The organism is Thermostichus sp. MS-CIW-15 (assembly GCF_054060575.1).
Genome location: NZ_JBSSDI010000014.1, coordinates 56,239 through 71,368, shown reverse-complemented (window position 1 = coordinate 71,368; position 15,130 = coordinate 56,239). Strand labels below are relative to the sequence as shown.

12 protein-coding genes and 1 pseudogene are annotated in these 15,130 nt (G+C 63.4%); 6 read left to right on the top strand and 7 right to left on the bottom strand.

Features of this window, described 5'->3' with window-relative positions; genetic code table 11:
* Window positions 1-91: 91 nt before the first annotated feature.
* A pseudogene (locus tag ACVW0R_RS07030) lies at window positions 92-664 on the top strand (RNA-guided endonuclease InsQ/TnpB family protein); the annotation flags it as partial.
* 14 nt (window positions 665-678) lie between these two features.
* Here ACVW0R_RS07030 and recG read toward each other — a convergent pair.
* Both recG and psaM read right to left on the bottom strand, forming a co-directional pair.
* Window positions 679-3,102 (bottom strand): ATP-dependent DNA helicase RecG, encoded by a 2,424-nt coding sequence (recG, locus tag ACVW0R_RS07025; RefSeq protein WP_414389654.1) that lies wholly within the window; start codon window positions 3,100-3,102, stop codon window positions 679-681.
* A gap of 159 nt (window positions 3,103-3,261) precedes the next feature.
* Complete coding sequence (gene psaM / locus ACVW0R_RS07020) at window positions 3,262-3,354, bottom strand: photosystem I reaction center subunit XII (protein ID WP_041438450.1); 93 nt, start codon at window positions 3,352-3,354, stop codon at window positions 3,262-3,264.
* 233 nt (window positions 3,355-3,587) lie between these two features.
* On the opposite strand from psaM, the gene glyA reads away from it, so the two are divergent.
* The 3 genes from glyA (at window position 3,588) to ACVW0R_RS07005 (ending at window position 6,666) form a co-directional block, all read left to right on the top strand.
* Complete coding sequence (gene glyA / locus ACVW0R_RS07015) at window positions 3,588-4,913, top strand: serine hydroxymethyltransferase (protein ID WP_457501855.1); 1,326 nt, start codon at window positions 3,588-3,590, stop codon at window positions 4,911-4,913.
* A 24-nt stretch (window positions 4,914-4,937) separates the two neighbouring features.
* A complete protein-coding gene (locus ACVW0R_RS07010) occupies window positions 4,938-6,041 on the top strand; it encodes a glycosyltransferase family 4 protein (RefSeq protein ID WP_240527843.1) in 1,104 nt (367 codons plus the stop codon).
* Window positions 6,042-6,102: 61 nt separating this feature from the next.
* A complete protein-coding gene (locus tag ACVW0R_RS07005; protein WP_457501856.1) occupies window positions 6,103-6,666 on the top strand; it encodes a hypothetical protein in 564 nt (187 codons plus the stop codon).
* Between the two features lie 12 nt (window positions 6,667-6,678).
* On the opposite strand, the gene ACVW0R_RS07000 is transcribed toward ACVW0R_RS07005, so the two are convergent.
* Entirely contained in the window at window positions 6,679-7,206 is a 528-nt protein-coding gene (locus tag ACVW0R_RS07000; protein ID WP_011430834.1) for an adenine phosphoribosyltransferase, read from the bottom strand.
* A gap of 178 nt (window positions 7,207-7,384) precedes the next feature.
* Between ACVW0R_RS07000 and ACVW0R_RS06995 the strand changes: the two genes are divergently transcribed.
* Entirely contained in the window at window positions 7,385-7,822 is a 438-nt protein-coding gene (locus tag ACVW0R_RS06995) for a hypothetical protein (protein ID WP_011430835.1), read from the top strand.
* Between the two features lie 121 nt (window positions 7,823-7,943).
* Here ACVW0R_RS06995 and ACVW0R_RS06990 read toward each other — a convergent pair whose 3' ends face one another.
* Window positions 7,944-9,818, bottom strand: a complete 1,875-nt coding sequence (locus tag ACVW0R_RS06990) for a peptidase M3 (RefSeq protein ID WP_457501854.1) — start codon at window positions 9,816-9,818, stop codon at window positions 7,944-7,946.
* Between the two features lie 208 nt (window positions 9,819-10,026).
* On the opposite strand from ACVW0R_RS06990, the gene ACVW0R_RS06985 reads away from it, so the two are divergent.
* Window positions 10,027-11,577 carry a YifB family Mg chelatase-like AAA ATPase gene (locus ACVW0R_RS06985; protein ID WP_011430837.1) on the top strand — a complete coding sequence of 517 codons (1,551 nt, stop codon included), beginning with the start codon at window positions 10,027-10,029 and terminating at the stop codon, window positions 11,575-11,577.
* A gap of 61 nt (window positions 11,578-11,638) precedes the next feature.
* On the opposite strand, the gene recF is transcribed toward ACVW0R_RS06985, so the two are convergent.
* The 3 genes from recF to ACVW0R_RS06970 all read right to left on the bottom strand — a co-directional run bounded on the left by recF (window position 11,639) and on the right by ACVW0R_RS06970 (window position 15,122).
* Window positions 11,639-12,781, bottom strand: coding sequence for a DNA replication/repair protein RecF (recF, locus tag ACVW0R_RS06980; protein WP_011430838.1), 1,143 nt, complete (start codon window positions 12,779-12,781; stop codon window positions 11,639-11,641).
* Window positions 12,782-12,884: 103 nt separating this feature from the next.
* On the bottom strand, window positions 12,885-13,577 hold the full coding sequence (locus tag ACVW0R_RS06975) for a DNA-binding protein (RefSeq protein ID WP_099813019.1): 693 nt from the start codon (window positions 13,575-13,577) through the stop codon (window positions 12,885-12,887).
* A gap of 90 nt (window positions 13,578-13,667) precedes the next feature.
* On the bottom strand, window positions 13,668-15,122 hold the full coding sequence (locus tag ACVW0R_RS06970; RefSeq protein ID WP_457501853.1) for a sensor histidine kinase: 1,455 nt from the start codon (window positions 15,120-15,122) through the stop codon (window positions 13,668-13,670).
* Between the last annotated feature and the right edge of the window lie 8 nt (window positions 15,123-15,130).

Sequence of the window (15,130 nt, the reverse complement as noted above, 5' to 3'; positions counted from 1 at the left end):
GAAGACTTCTTTACTACTGATCAATCCATCCTCCTTCCGAAGTTGGTTTGCTAAGTGCTGCTATTGTACCCCTTGAGCCCTTAACAGGCTGTATCGCCGGACGGAGAAGAAGCTGAGGCGGTTGCAAAGGGCCGTATCCCGGAAAAAGAAAGGGTCAAACCGCTACAAGAAAGCGGTAAAGAGGTTGTCCAAAGCGCACCAGAAGGTAGCCAACCAGCGCAAAGATTTTCACTACAAGACGGCAAAGGAGTTGTTAAGTAGGGGGAAGCACATTGCTCATGAGGCGCTTACTATTGGGGGTCTGGCTAGAACCAGACTAGCCAAGTCTATTTATGATGCCGGGTGGGGACAATTCCTGCAAATCCTTAAGGTCAAGGCTGAAAGAGCTGGGCTGTTAACGATTGCAGTGAATCCAAACGGCACAAGTCAAGAGTGTTCCGGGTGTGGTCAGGTGGTTCCCAAAAAACTCCACGAAAGGTGGCACGATTGCCCCTACTGTGGGCTAAGGCTGTCACGGGACCACAACTCGGCAAGGGTAATCAAATCCAGAGCGGTGGGGCATCCTGTTCTTAAAGCTCGGAAAACGTCCTATGCGGTAGCAGGAGTCACCGAGAAGCCCGCCCTCTACCCGTTCGCGTCAGCGGCGCGGAGCGCTTTAGGGTGAGGGACGGGAGTATGTCACGTCAACAAAGCCGGCCCCAACAGGCGGGCCTGGCGTTCTTCCAGTATGCGGCGCAGGCGGGGCCACTGCTGCAGCTCCGGGTCTTGGGCAATGAGCTGCTCGGCCGCCTGGCGGGCCAACTGCAGCACCTCTTGGTCGTCCATGAGGCTGGCCAGGGCAAAGTCGGGCAGCCCCGACTGGCGGGTGCCCATCACCTCCCCAGGGCCGCGGAAGCGCAGGTCCATCTCGGCAATGAAAAAGCCATCGTGGGACTGCTCCAGGACTTTTAGCCGGCGCAGGGCCTCTTCGCTTTGGGATCCCGTCATTAGAATGCAGTAGGCCTGGTCGGATCCCCGCCCCACCCGCCCCCGCAGTTGGTGGAGCTGGGAGAGGCCAAAGCGCTCGGCATGCTCCACCAGCATCACCGAGGCGTTGGGCACATCCACCCCTACTTCCACCACTGTGGTGGAGACGAGGATATCCAGCTCCCGCCGGCGAAAGGCTTCGATGACAGCCTCTTTCTCGCTGCTAGTTAGGCGCCCGTGCAGCAGGCCCACCCGGAACTGGGGGAAGACCTTCTCCTGCAGGCGCTGGTGCTCTTCAATGGCGGACTTGAGATCCAGCTTCTCAGACTCCTCAATCAGGGGCAGCACCACGTAGGCCTGCCGTCCCTGGGCAATTTCCCGCTCCATCAGCCGCACCACCTGCAGGCGATCCCCGGGTCGAGCCACCACCGTATGCACCGGCTTGCGCCCCGGGGGCAACTCGTCAATTTGGGTAACATCCAGATCCCCGTGCAGGGCCAGGGTAAGGGTGCGGGGGATGGGGGTGGCCGTCATGGTCAGGACATCGGGGTGATCCCCTTTCTGTTGCAGGGCAGCCCGCTGTTCGACGCCAAAGCGGTGCTGCTCGTCGATAACCACCAAGCCCAGGTTGCGAAACTGCACCGCCGGCTGGATGAGGGCATGGGTACCAACAACTAGGGGCAGCTCCCCGGTCTGCAACTGCCGCAGGATCTCGCGCCGCTTGGCGGGGGGGGTGGAGCCGGTCAAGAGTTCAACGGGCACTTGCAGTTGGCTCAGCCACTCCACCAGCTTGCGGTAGTGCTGCTCGGCCAAGACCTCGGTGGGGGCCATGAGGGCCGCCTGCCAGCCGGATTGAATCGCCGCCAGCAAGGCCGCCACCGCCACCACAGTTTTGCCGGATCCCACATCCCCCTGCAGCAGGCGGTTCATGGGCAAGGGATCCCGCAGATCCGCCAGGATCTCGTCAATGGCCCGCTGCTGGGCAGCGGTCAGCTGGAAGGGCAGGATTTGGTAGAAGCGGTCCAAGAGCTCTCCTCTGGCCGGCTGGTAGCGGGGGACAGCTTGGGCCCGGGCGCGGTAGCGCTGCCGCCGCTGCAAGAGGCTAAGTTGCAGGTAGAAGAACTCATCGAACACCAGCCGCCGCCGGGCCTGGGCCAGCAGCTCTTGCGTCTTGGGAAAGTGGATCTGCTGCAGGGCAAGGGGCAAGTCCAACAGCTGCAACTGCCGCTTCAGGGGCTCCGGCAAGGGATCCTCCACCAAGGCAGCTGCCGGCAGGGCGAGCTGGACGGCCTTGCGCACCAGATCGGCGGGGATCCCTTCTGAAAGGGGGTAAACGGGTAGAATCTTGCCCAATCTCTCCGGATCCTCGCCCTCTCCCCCCAGCACCTCCAGTTGCGGGTTGTCCAGCGTCAGGCCCAAGCGGCCCTTTTTCACCAGGCCGCTGGCCGCCACCACTGCCCCCTTGGGGTACTGCCGCTCCAGGGCCGCCTGCCAACTGCGCTGGGCAAATTGCCGCCCGCTGTAGAAGCGGCTGAGGGTGACTATGCCACTTTTGTCGGCAATCTTGAGGTTCAAGATGGTCAGCAAGGGGTTTTTGGGGCTGGTAAAGCAACTGCAGCTTTTCACCGTCCCCACCAGGGTAACGGTCTCCCCCACCTTGGCCTGGCGGATGAGCACCCGGCGGGAATAGTCCAGGTGATCCCGTGGGAAGTAGTAGAGGGCATCGCGCACAGTGTGCAGGCCCAGTTGTGCCAGCTTCTCCGCCGACTTGGGGCCAATGCCCTTGAGAAATTGCAGCGGCTGCTCCAAGCTGAGGCCCTTGGGCGGGGGCAAAGCAGGGCTGGGTGGGCCAGATTGGGCTTGCTCTTGCTGACGACGCAGCCGATCCAGCCAGCGGCGGGTTTCCGCCACCAGGTGCTGCCGCTCCGCCAGCTCCAACTGGGGGTAGAGGCGATAGCGGGATCCCAGTTCTTTCCACCGCCGTCGCTCCTCTCCATCCAGCGTCCAACCCGCAGGGGGATCCTGGCCAAACACGCTCTGCAAAAACTGGGAGAAGGTCTGCTCTCGCCCCCGCAGGTCGGTAAATCCCAACTCCGCCTCTAGAGAAAGGGCGCGCTGAAGCCGCTGTAGATCCACCTGGCTCAAGTTGCTTCTGGGTCGGCTGCCGGTAGTCTCTCTAATCCAACTTTAGCCAATGGCAAAGAGCCCCAGGCGCGGCCTCTGCGCCTCAACTCAAAAGGGCCTGCTCTGTAGGACAGGCCCAGGGATCCAGAGCAACCTTATTCCAGATGGAAACTAGCTGCGGGCCAAGGCGGATCCCAGGAGCGCGGCCATCACGGCCGGCACCAGGGCAATGGCCAGGATGGTGAAAACTTGCGCGTCGGTCATAGCCAACTCCCTAAAACCCAGTGCTGTGAACCTGCTCCTCACTTTACCCCGGCTGGTGACCAGACCTGGGGCCTAAAAATATTCTTTACAAAGCGGCCTTTGGCTCTGGGTTTGGCCGCTGCGGGATCCCCCAGCCCGGCCCCAATCGTGTTACGATGTTGCTCCGCAACGCTGTCGCGACAGCGGGGCAATTCTGGATCTTTTTCTTTGCAACGTTCGCTCTTGGCGTCACCATGGTAGCCGCTCCGCAAAGCTTGACCACTCCCCGGGACAACCTGGCCATTTTGGCGGAAACGGATCCCCTCGTTTACCGCCTGATTCAGCAGGAGCTCAACCGGCAGCGGGATCACCTGGAGATGATTGCCAGCGAGAACTTCACCTCGCCGGCTGTCCTGGCCGCCCAGGGCTCGGTGCTGACCAACAAGTATGCAGAGGGGCTGCCCGGCAAGCGCTACTACGGCGGCTGCGAGTTTATCGACGAGATCGAACAACTGGCCATCGACCGCGCCAAGCAACTCTTTGGAGCGGCCCACGCCAACGTGCAGCCCCACTCCGGCGCCCAGGCCAATTTTGCCGTTTTCCTGGCCCTGCTGCAGCCGGGAGACACGATCATGGGCATGGATCTGGCCCACGGCGGCCACCTCACCCACGGCTCGCCAGTGAACGTCTCCGGCAAGTGGTTCCGCGTGGTGCACTATGGTGTGGATCCCCAGACGGAGCGGATTGACTTCGACCAGGTGCGGGATCTGGCCCGGCAGCACCGGCCTAAGCTCATTATCTGCGGCTACTCGGCCTATCCGAGGATCATTGACTTTGCCGCTTTCCGCGCCATTGCCGACGAGGTGGGGGCCTATCTAATGGCCGATATCGCCCACATTGCCGGCCTGGTGGCCACCGGCCACCACCCCAACCCGGTACCTATCTGCGATGTGGTCACCACCACCACCCACAAGACGCTGCGGGGGCCACGCGGCGGGCTGATCCTCACCCGCGACCCGGAATTGGGCAAAAAGCTGGACAAGGCGGTGTTCCCCGGCAGCCAAGGGGGGCCTTTGGAGCATGTCATTGCCGGCAAGGCGGTGGCCTTTGGAGAAGCCCTGCAGCCCAGCTTTGCCCAGTACTCAGCCCAGGTCATTGCCAATGCCCAGGCGCTGGCGGCAACGCTGCAGCGGCGGGGCATCCGGCTGGTTTCAGGGGGCACCGACAACCACCTGGTGTTGCTGGATCTGCGCTCGGTCTCGGCAGTGCTGGAGAAAAACGGGGCTGCTGATCCAGTGATGACAGGCAAGCGGGCGGATCGCCTGATGGAAGAGATCCACATTACTGCCAACAAAAACACCATCCCCTTTGACCCGCAGCCGCCCTCTGTGGCCAGCGGCCTGCGCCTGGGATCCCCGGCCTTGACCACCCGCGGCCTGGGGCCGGCAGAATTTGAGGAAATTGGGGAAATTATCGCTGACTGCCTGTTCCAGCCAGGGGATCCGGGTGTGCTCGAAGCCTGTCGCCGGCGAGTGGCCGAGCTCTGCCGCCGTTTTCCGCTCTACCCCCACTTGGGATAACCCCCCTCCTCGCTACGGCTTGCCATGCCTTACTTGGTTGCCTTTTTGGCTGCTGCCTGTGTGGTTCTCTGGGCAACCCCGGTGGTGAAGGCGGTCGGGATCCGCAGCGGCCAGTTGGATTTTCCCGATGAGCGCAAGATCCACCGGCAGCCGATGGTGCGCCTAGGGGGGGTCTCTATCTTTTTTGGCAACCTGGTGGCACTACTCTTGCTCTGGGGAGCCGGAGCCTTCGCCGGCTTGCGCACCGAGCAGGAGTACGAGATCTGGGGGGTAACCATTGGCGGCGTTTTGTTTTTTTTGATCGGCCTGGCCGACGATCTGTTCCAGTTGTCGCCCTTTTCCCGCCTGGCGATGCAATTTGGAGTGGCTGCGGCGGCTTGGGGAGTGGGGGTGCGCATCGAGTTCATTAACCTACCGGGGATCGGCATCTGGCCCTTTCCGGTATGGCTGAGCCTGCTGGTTACCCTGCTGTGGCTGGTGGGGATGGCCAACGCCATCAACTTCATGGACGGCCTGGATGGCTTGGCGGCAGGCGTGTCGGGGATCGCAGCAGTCGTGATGCTGATGGTAACGCTGCTCCTGGATCGGCCGGCGGCGGCCATGCTGGCGGCAGCCTTGGCCGGGGCCTGCCTGGGCTTTTTGCGCTACAACTTCAACCCGGCCCAGATCTTCATGGGAGATGGGGGAGCCTACTTTCTGGGCTTTACCCTGGCCGGGATCGGGGTCATTGGGGTGGCCAAGGGGGTAACCACGCTGGCGGTGGCCCTGCCGTTTTTTATCCTGGCCGTGCCGATTTTGGATATGTCTGCCGTGATCCTCAAGCGGCTGGCTAGAGGCAAGTCCCCCTTTCATCCCGACAAGGGCCACTTGCACCATCGCCTGCTCAAAGCCGGCCTGTCGCAGCGGCATTCAGTACTCTTGATCTACGCCATGACCCTCTGGGGGGGATCCCTGGCCTTGGCCCTGGCCGGCCTGCCGGCAGGGGGTACCTATCTGGGCGGGGCCTCGCTGCTGTTGGCGGGAGTAAGCTGGGGGGCCTGGCAACGCCACCGTCAGCGGCAACGGTCTTTGGCTGCTGAAGATACCCAGGTTCAAGCAACAGATTCAGTTAATTCAAAAAAGGATTAAGCCTGGGTTGTTCCCAGCCGCCCGCCTGCCTAGACTGGAAGGAATCTCCTCTGCCGCCTTGATGATGCGTCCTACACCGGAGCTGGCGGCCCTTTTGCGCCGCACCGCCGATCGCTTGCAGGCCCAGCACTGGGGCTTTTGGGATCGCGAGTACTGCTGGCGGGATAGTACCCGCTGCAATTGCGGCCTGCTGGTGCGAGAAGCCCTGGGCTGGAATCAGCAGCAGCTTAGCCTACACATCCACCGCGGCACCTGGCGCTCCATTGCCCAAACGGCCTACCGCACCGCTGCCTATGTCGCGAGGGATCCTTCCCACTGCGAGGCTACGGGCCTACGGCTGGGATATGTGTTTGAAAAGATGGCAGAGCTGGGGTTTGACCAGCCAGAAGACTTTGCCGCCCTGGAAGAGCTCAGCGATCCGGTCATCCTGGCCCGCCTGGCCGAAAAAGGGGTAGAGCCGCTGCGGCGCGACTACGCCCCCCACGTGGCCCTCTACATGCGGGAGCTGGCCGACTGGATTGAGGAGCAACTGCAGGCCCAGGCTCAGCTCAGCCACTTGACCCAACCCCTGCCCAAAGCCAAAGCAACAGAGGTGGCCGTCCGCCAGCCGCTGCGCCTGCGGTGAGGTGTGGATCCCCTAGTTGGATTCGTCCACCATCACCACATGGGTGGGGATCTCAGGGGGCAGGAGCTTGCGGCCCGACAAGAAAGCCAGCTCAATTAGAAAGGCAAACCCTCCCACCTCAGCGCCGCTCTGGGCCACCAACTGAGCGGTGGCGGCAGCAGTGCCCCCGGTGGCGATGACATCATCCACGATCACCACCCGGTCGCCGGGGCGCAGGGCGTGGGCATGGAGTTGCAGCTGGTCTTGGCCGTACTCTAGACTATAGCTTTGGCTAAGCACCGGCGGTGGCAACTTGCCGGGTTTGCGAACCGGGACAAATCCCAACCCCAAATGCTGAGCCAAAGCAGCCCCCAGAATAAACCCCCGCGACTCAATGCCCACCACATAGTCCAGGGATCCCATAGTGGCAGTACCGGCAGCCAACTGTTCAATTGCCGCCCGAAAGCCTGCTGGATCCCGCAGCAGGGGGGTTATGTCGCGAAAGAGGATCCCGGGTTTGGGAAAATCGGGCACCAAGCGGATGAAGGCGCGCAAATCCATCCTGTTTTCCTCGCTGGCCAGTGGCTTGCCGAAAGAACGCAACCCATCATACCCACTTAGCTTAAGGGCAGATGGAATGCCTTTTTGTCCGTTCGGCAGCGGGGAAGATTTTTTATAATTAGCCGGGCTGGGAGCCGCGGCTTACCTGGTCTTTCTGTTTGTGACTCGGAGATTTCTCATGCGCTACTACATGGCCATCGACTCCAATCCCCTGGCAAGTTTGCCGCTGGCTCTGTTTGGGGTGGGCAGCGAGTCGGCATACGTCGATCTGCTGCAGGACAAGTTAATGGTGCGGGTGGGCAACTTGTTCAACGAAACCTTTTCTCTAAGCGAGTTGGGACGAGGGGAGCGCTTCTCCTGGCCCTGGTTCTACGGCCTGGGTGTGCGCACCGATTTCCAGGGGTTGGTGGGCGCGGTAACCAGCACCCAGGGGGTGGTTGCCATTCCGCTGCTGCAGGAAAAGACCCTCTTCATCCCTCTGCTGGGGCCGCTGGGGCTGCAAGTACCCTGCAAAAAGCTGGTCTTCAGCCTCAAGGATCCGGATACCTTTTTGGCCAATTTCAACCAGGGGCGCCCCGAGGTGAACGGCGCGCCCAAGAATGTGGTGATTGAGTAGCCAGGGCCAGCTATTTTGACAAGACCAGCACCTCAGTGACGGAGCCGCGCTTGCGGCCGTGGCAGTTGATGGCGCGGCTGTCTCCTTCTCGCTACGCCAAAGGTCAGCTGGCCGCAGTCCCCTAGTTTTGACCCTCTTCCAGCAGCTCTTCCAGCACCTCGATCCAATGCTCCAGTTCCTCCAACCCCTGCAACACTGCCTCTGGGTCGCTTAGCTCCACCTGGAGCAGCTGGGCCGATTCTGCCCAGCTTAGGGATCCGGGCGGGCTGGCCAGCCAATTCAGGTAGCTGGGCAAAAAGGTCCGCGGAGACAGATGATACTGGCGGTAACAGGCCAGGGCAACCAGGCTGGCCAGGCTGACCTGAGGGGCGCTGAAGGGGCGCAGAAACAGCTCCGGCATCCCCACCCAGCGGAACTGCTCTTCCGGCAACAGCTCCACCGCATCGCCGCACAGCTCCTGGCTCAGCTTCAGCCACTCTTCGCCGACCCAGTAGGTAGGGCCAGCCTCGGATGGGGCCAGTGGAGCGGTGTCGCCTTGCGAGATCTCCGACCGGTAGAGGAGCAGCTCCAGCCGCGCAATCAAGCTCTGGTAGAACACGGCTTGCAACTGCGCCTCCAGGTGGTGAATCAACAGGGCCTGGGCCAAGGTAAGGCTGCCGGAGCGCAAGGCCTCCGGCCCGCTTCCCCGATCGCGGAGACGAGGTGGCGCCGGCGTGCCCCGCGCCCCCTCCAGCAGGTAGTCGAGCAGCATCTGCTGTAAAAACGCGGTGTGCACCCGAATTTCCCAGGAGGGCTGGACAGTTCCTTGCAGCTCCTCCAGATCCAGCCAAACCCGAGGCCCCTCAGGCCGGAGCCGCCGGCTGAGGGCTTCAAGGGCTTGCAGCAGCAAGGCAAGGGGTTCACCCCCTAACGATGGCGTCTCTGGCTTGCCGGCGGGTGCTTCCAAGTTGGAGCGGATTTCCGGTAACCAGGGTTTGGCCTGGGCTGCACAGTCGGGGCAGAACTCTTGCAGGGCCGCCCAGACCAGGGAGGTAGCCTCGGCGGCGGTGAGGGGAGGAGCCGGATCCCCCCAGGGCGCATAGAGGTCGCAGGTACGGATGGAACGGCCCAGGGCGCGGCTTTTTAGGCGGTAGTAGCGCTGGAACAGGTCGAAGCGATCGCGGATCCCGTCCAGCAGCTGCTCCCAAAAGGGCTGGCCGAGGCCATGGCGAGCCAGGTAAAGCTCGGCGGCAGAATCGTAGCCCCGCCACTGGGCTTCCCAGAGGTGGTCGCGGATGAGGACGCTGAGAATAAATCCCCCTAGCTCTGCATGGGCTTCTAGGTGTTGGCCCAACCGCTGGTAGGCCGCCCAGCGGATCTCAGCGCTGGGGTGGGTTTGCAGGCTCTGCAGGTGGGCAAGGGTTTCAGTCGACTGCTGTTGGGGGAGAGCGGGGGAGCTAAGGGTGACTTGCCACAACTGCCGCCAGGCCAAGCGTCCGGCCAGGCGCTGCTGGTGGAGTAGACGTTCCAGAGGCTCCGCCTGCTGGTGACCTCGCTGCTGGAGGAGGCCACACAGAAACTGGCGAAAGGGGCGCAGCCCTGGATCGGCACAGGCAGCAGCCAAAAGATCCAAGCGCCGCTCCTCTGGCTCGGGCGGCAACTCGGCGGCAGGCTCGTCGGGAGAGACAGCCAACAGGGACTGCAGCTCCAGGGGGAAAAAGAGCAAGTGGCTTTGCAGGGAGATAGCCCGTTCCAGATCCCGCCAGCTTGGGGCCTGAACAGGGGTAGCCGGGATCCCTTCCCTGCCCTCTGCAAGGTGAGCTGCCAGGGCTTGTGTTAGCTGCAACAAGACTTGCAGCGCCTTTCCCAGCTCTGGTGGGCTGAGCTGGGCCACTTGCCCTCGGTAGCAGCGGGCAAACTGCTGTACCTGCTCTTCCAGCTCATCCCACGCTGGGATGGGCTCTTCCCCGGGGCCAGAAAAATGGTCAAAGGGAGGGTCGGAAGTAGGAAAGACCACTGGGATAGCCTCCTAGCGATGAGGGCCCTCCCTCCATTGCCTTGTCGGCTGAGGGGAGTGCCCCCTTTTGAGGGGCAGGGAAAGCCTGAAACGATTGTGACATTCTCCCCAAGCCCCTGCAGCCAGAGCGCAGGGATCCCTGGCCAGGGCAGAGGCCAAAACTTCTGCCAGGATTAAGCTAAAGACTTTCCTCGGGGAGGCAACTGGAGTGTTTGCTCAGGTCACTGCTGCTGCCCTGGTGGGACTCAAGGCCGTGGGGGTCACGGTAGAGGTGGATGTGGGCGGTGGCTTGCCCCAGATTACCCTGGTGGGGCTGCCCGATACAGCCGTTCAGGAGGCCAAAGAGCGGGTACGGGCGGCCATCAAGAACTCCGGCTTTGCCCTGCCCCAGCGGCGGATCATCGTCAACTTGGCCCCCGCCGATCTGCGCAAAGAGGGCCCCAGCTTCGATCTGCCCATTGCCATCGGCATCCTGGCAGCCGCAGGAGTAGTTGAGCGGGAAGCGCTGGCCAACACCCTGCTGCTGGGGGAATTGGCCCTGGATGGCACCCTGCGTCCTGTGGCGGGAGTTTTGCCCATCGCCGCCAGCGCCGCCGAGATGGGGATCCGCCGCCTGGTGGTGCCCCGAGAAAACGGCCCGGAAGGGGCGCTGGTGCAAGGGATCCAGGTGTATGGGCTGCCCTCTTTGGCGGCAGTGGTGAGCTGGCTGCAAAACCCCCAGGGAGTTGAGCCGGTGCGGATCCAGCGGGAGCAGATGCTGCCCACCGAAACGGAACCCCTGCTGGATTTGGCCGATGTCAAGGGGCAAGAGCACGCCCGACGGGCCCTGGAGATCGCGGCGGCCGGCGGCCACAACCTGTTGCTGGTGGGCAGCCCGGGAGCGGGCAAGACCATGCTGGCGCGTCGTCTGCCCGGCATTTTGCCGCGGCTGCAGTGGGAAGAGATGTTGGAAATTACCCGCATCTACTCGGCAGCCGGCCTGTTGCGGCAAAATCTCCACCTGGGGCGCCAGACTCCCCTGATTACGCAGCGGCCCTTTCGGGCTCCCCACCACTCGGCTTCGGCGGTGGCGCTGGTGGGTGGTGGCCCCTACCCCAAGCCTGGCGAGATCTCCCTTGCTCACCACGGTGTCCTGTACCTGGACGAACTGACGGAATTCCGGCGAGAGGTGTTGGAGGTGCTGCGCCAGCCTTTGGAAGATGGCAAGGTCACCATCTCCCGCGCCCGCGTTTCTCTGGAGTTTCCCGCCCAAACCACCCTGGTGGCCTCCACCAACCCTTGCCCCTGCGGTTTCTATGGAGATCCCGTTCAGCCCTGCACCTGTACGCCGCAGCAGCGGGAGCGCTACTGGTCCAAGCTCTCCGGGCCGCTGTTGGATCGCATCGACTTGCAGGTGCGGGTCAACCGCCTCAAGCCAGAAGAAATTGTCCGCCTCCAGGGCGGCGAATCTTCCCAAGCGGTGCGGCAGCGGGTGGAACAGGCGCGGCAGCGCCAACGGCAGCGCTTCCAAAACGAGCCAGGGATCCACTGCAACGCCCAGATGCAACCCCGCCACCTGCGGCAGTGGTGTGCCCTGTCCGAGCCCTGTCGCAAACTCTTGGAGAGCGCCATCCAAAAGCTGGGCCTGTCTGCGCGGGGGAGCGACCGCATCCTCAAGGTGGCCCGCACCATCGCCGACCTGGAGGGTGCCGAGGCCATCGCCCCCACCCACCTCGCCGAGGCCATCCAGTATCGCAGCCTGGATCGCGGGCGGCCCTGAGCCCTCACCCCCGGCCCCTCTCCCAGAGGGAGAGGGGAGTATGGTATGGGATTGGCCTGCTTTAAGCCAAGGGGAGCGAGGCGGGGGAGGGAGCAATCTGCCCCTGGTGCACTTGCAGGATTTGCGCCCCTTGGAGCCAAGCGGCGTCGAAGGATCCCAGGTGGGTGGTGGTAACCAAAGTCTGCACCCGTTCTTGAATCGCCTCCAAGAGCTGGTTTTGGCGGTGCAGATCCAGCTCTGCCAGCACGTCGTCCAGCAGCAGCAGGGGCGGATCCCCCTTCACCTGCTCGATCAGTTCCAGCTCCGCCAATTTGAGGGCCAAGACCAAGGTGCGCTGCTGCCCCTGGGATCCATAGGCGCGGGCGGCAACTCCGTCGATGCCCAGCTCCACCTCGTCTCGGTGGGGGCCAACCAGAGAGGTGCCCAGGGCCTGTTCGGCAGCAGCCTTGGCGCGGATCGCGGCCAAAAATTGGGCTTGAACCACCTTGGGATCGGCCTGGGGATCCGGCAGGGGCACCTGCGGGCGGTAGGTGAGGCTGAGGGTCTCCCGTCCGCCGCTGATGGCCTGGTGCCAGCGGGCGGCCAGGGGTTCTAGCCGCTGCAACAGCCGGGCGCGGCGGCGCAGGATGCGGCTGCCAAGGGTGGCCAGTTGCGCGTCCCAAAAGGCCATCTGAGGTACTTTGTCGCCCGCAGCCAAGGGATCCTGCTTCAAGAGGGCATTGCGCTGCTTGAGGATCTGACGATACTGCTCCACCAGGCCCAGGTAAGCCGGCTCCAGTTGAAGCAACACCCCGTCCAGCCAGGTGCGCCGCGCTTCTGGAGCTCCCCGCACCAGCTCCAGATCCAGGCTGGAGAACACCACGGCACTCACCTGCCCCAAAAAGTCCGATTGTCGCCGTAGCCCCTGGCCGTTAACCCTTAGGGATCGCCCCCCTTGGCTGCGCAGCTCCATCGCCAGCTCGTGGGCCACCCCCAGCCGCTCCACCGTGGCGGCGATCCGGGCCTTCTCTGCCCCCTGCTGCACCAACTCCCGATCCCGACCGGCCCGCCGCGAGCGCAGGGTGGCCAAGAGCTCCACCGCCTCCAAGAGGTTGGTCTTGCCCTGGGCGTTCTCCCCCACCAGGATGGTCTTGGGCGCCTCGAAGGAGATCTTTTGATCCCGGTAGTTGCGAAAGTGCCACAGGTGCAGAAAACGCAGGTACACTCGACAGCCGTGCGCTCTTGGCTCTGGATTTCTGGGCAGAAGAACAGCCCCCGCGGCGGGGGCTTTTACTCTAACGCAACTGCCTCGGGGTCAGCAGACCCACTCAGAAGCTGCTCAGGGATCCCAGACCGCTCAGGCGCTCAGCCGCCAACAGGTGCAAGGCGGCGCGGGCCGAGTGGAAGGCGGCTTTGCTGCGGCTGTAGTCGGCGAAGGTGTAGCTAGCGGGATCGGCATTGACCCTGCCCAACAACTGTTGGGCTTGCTGCTGCAGCTCGGCTACAGGGCCGGAGGTGATGTTGGCGAAGGTCATCTCCGCTTGCAACCGGCTGAGGGACTCTTGGGCGCGGAGGGGGGCTTCGAAGAAGGAACGGCCAGGAGGGCCCCCAAAGCCTAGCTCCGCTTCGTACAGAGCTTTGGCGGCTTTGGCCAGGTTTTCCGCCGCCTTGGCCTGCTCGCGGGCGGCAAAGACATTCCCCCCTTGCAGAGCCTTCTGGGCCTCGGCAAAGCTCTGGCGGCTCAGCTCCAGAAGACGGGCCGCTTCCGGAGAGGATCCCCGCTGGGCGAAGAAGCTGGCTTCCGCCAGGTCCCGCTGCGCTTTGGCCAGGTCGTGGTTGACTCGCTCCAGCTCCCGCGGGCTCTGCCAACTCGGCTGCATTGGCACGGGGGCTGCAGTTCCAGGAGCCGAGGGCCGGCCCCGCTGGGCTTGCGCCGGGGATCCCAGCACCAGGGGAGTGAGGAGCACCAAAATCGGTAGGGAACAGCCGAGGGTACGGGTGAAGGAAGCACGCATCGTCATGGTTACAAACTCCAATCGACAGGACAAGCCGGTTTGGGGTTGGCCCGTTCGCGCTCTTTGGGCGGAGTTCTGGGGGCTTTCCCTTGCGGCTTATCTTGAGAATGGCGAAAGAAAATGACGTGAAGATGACAAGGGCAGCTCCACCGTAAACACCGACCCCTCCCCCACCCGGCTGGCCACCCGCAAGGATCCCCGATGGGCGGTAACGATCTGGTGGGCCAAGGCCAGGCCCAGCCCAAATCCCCCCGTATGGCGGGCGCGGGCCGTGTCCACCCGGTAAAACCGCTCGCACAAGTGGGGCAGGTGCTCAGGAGGGATGCCGATGCCTGTATCCTTCACGTGGATGCTAACCCAGGGAGGCCGGCTTTCCAGGCTCACCTGCACCGTGCCGCCGGCGGGGGTGTACTGCAGGGCATTGCGCAGCAGGTTTTCCACCGCCTGCCGCAGCAGGGCCGCCTCCCCCCGCACCAGCCATTTCCCGGCAGGCCCCGGCAGGTCGCATTGCCAGCGCAGCCCCAGGGACTCCGCTTGGGGCCGGTATTGTTCGCCCAGCTCCTGCACCAGCTCCCGCAAGTCCACCAGGGGCAGATCCTCCAAAGGCAGGGATCCCTGCTGGCGGGCCAACTGCAGCAGCGTATCGATTAACTCACTGAGGCGGCGGGCGCTGCTCACCACCTTTTCTAGGCGGGGCTGCGCTTCTTCCGGGGCAAGCAGAGCCATCTGGGCATTGCTCATCAGGGCGGCCAGGGGGGCGCGCAACTCGTGGGAAGCATCGGCGGTAAAGCGCTGCAACTGCTCGTAGGAGCGGCGAATCGGCTGCATGGCCACCCCCCCAAAAACCCAGCCTGCTCCGCCGATCAACCCCAGCGTCAGCGGGATCCCGATCCCCAACCCCCAGCGCAGACGGCCCAAGCTCAGTTGCAGCGGCTCCAGCGGCACCGCCAGTTGCAAGTAGCCCAGGATCTGATCCCCCTGTTGCACCGGTAGGGTGAGCTGGCGCAGCAGCCTGCCCTCTTCCGCCGCTACCGTCTCAAACCCCAAAGACAGGTGGTGGGGAGGGCTATCTAAGGCAAACCACTTCAGAGGGGGAGGGGATCCCGTGTATTGGCGCAGGGATCCCAGCGGCTCTGCCCCACCGGGATTGGCGGCATCGAACCAGCGCACATAGGCCAGGTGATGCTCAAGGGGCTGGGTTTTGCCGCCCAGAAAAGGCACCTCGTTCAAGACCAGCCGCCACTGCCCCTGGCGCAGCTCGTACTTAATGGCTGCCGCCATGATCCTGGCCTGAACCTGCAGCTCCTCGTCAAAAGCCTGCAACTGGTTCTCCACTTCCAAGCGGTAGAAGACGGCGGCAAACACCAGCAGGATCCCCCCCATGACCCCGGCAAAGCTGCGGGCCAAGCGACGGCGGCTGTGCTGAAACAATTCCGCCTCTTTTGTCGCGGCCTTCTGGCTCAGGTGCTGCTGAAAAGTTGGCCTCAGAGAAACCCAGTCCCAGCCCAGCCGCGGGAGAGAATGCTTTGGCCCGGCTCTTTTGGCCTCCATGCCACCTC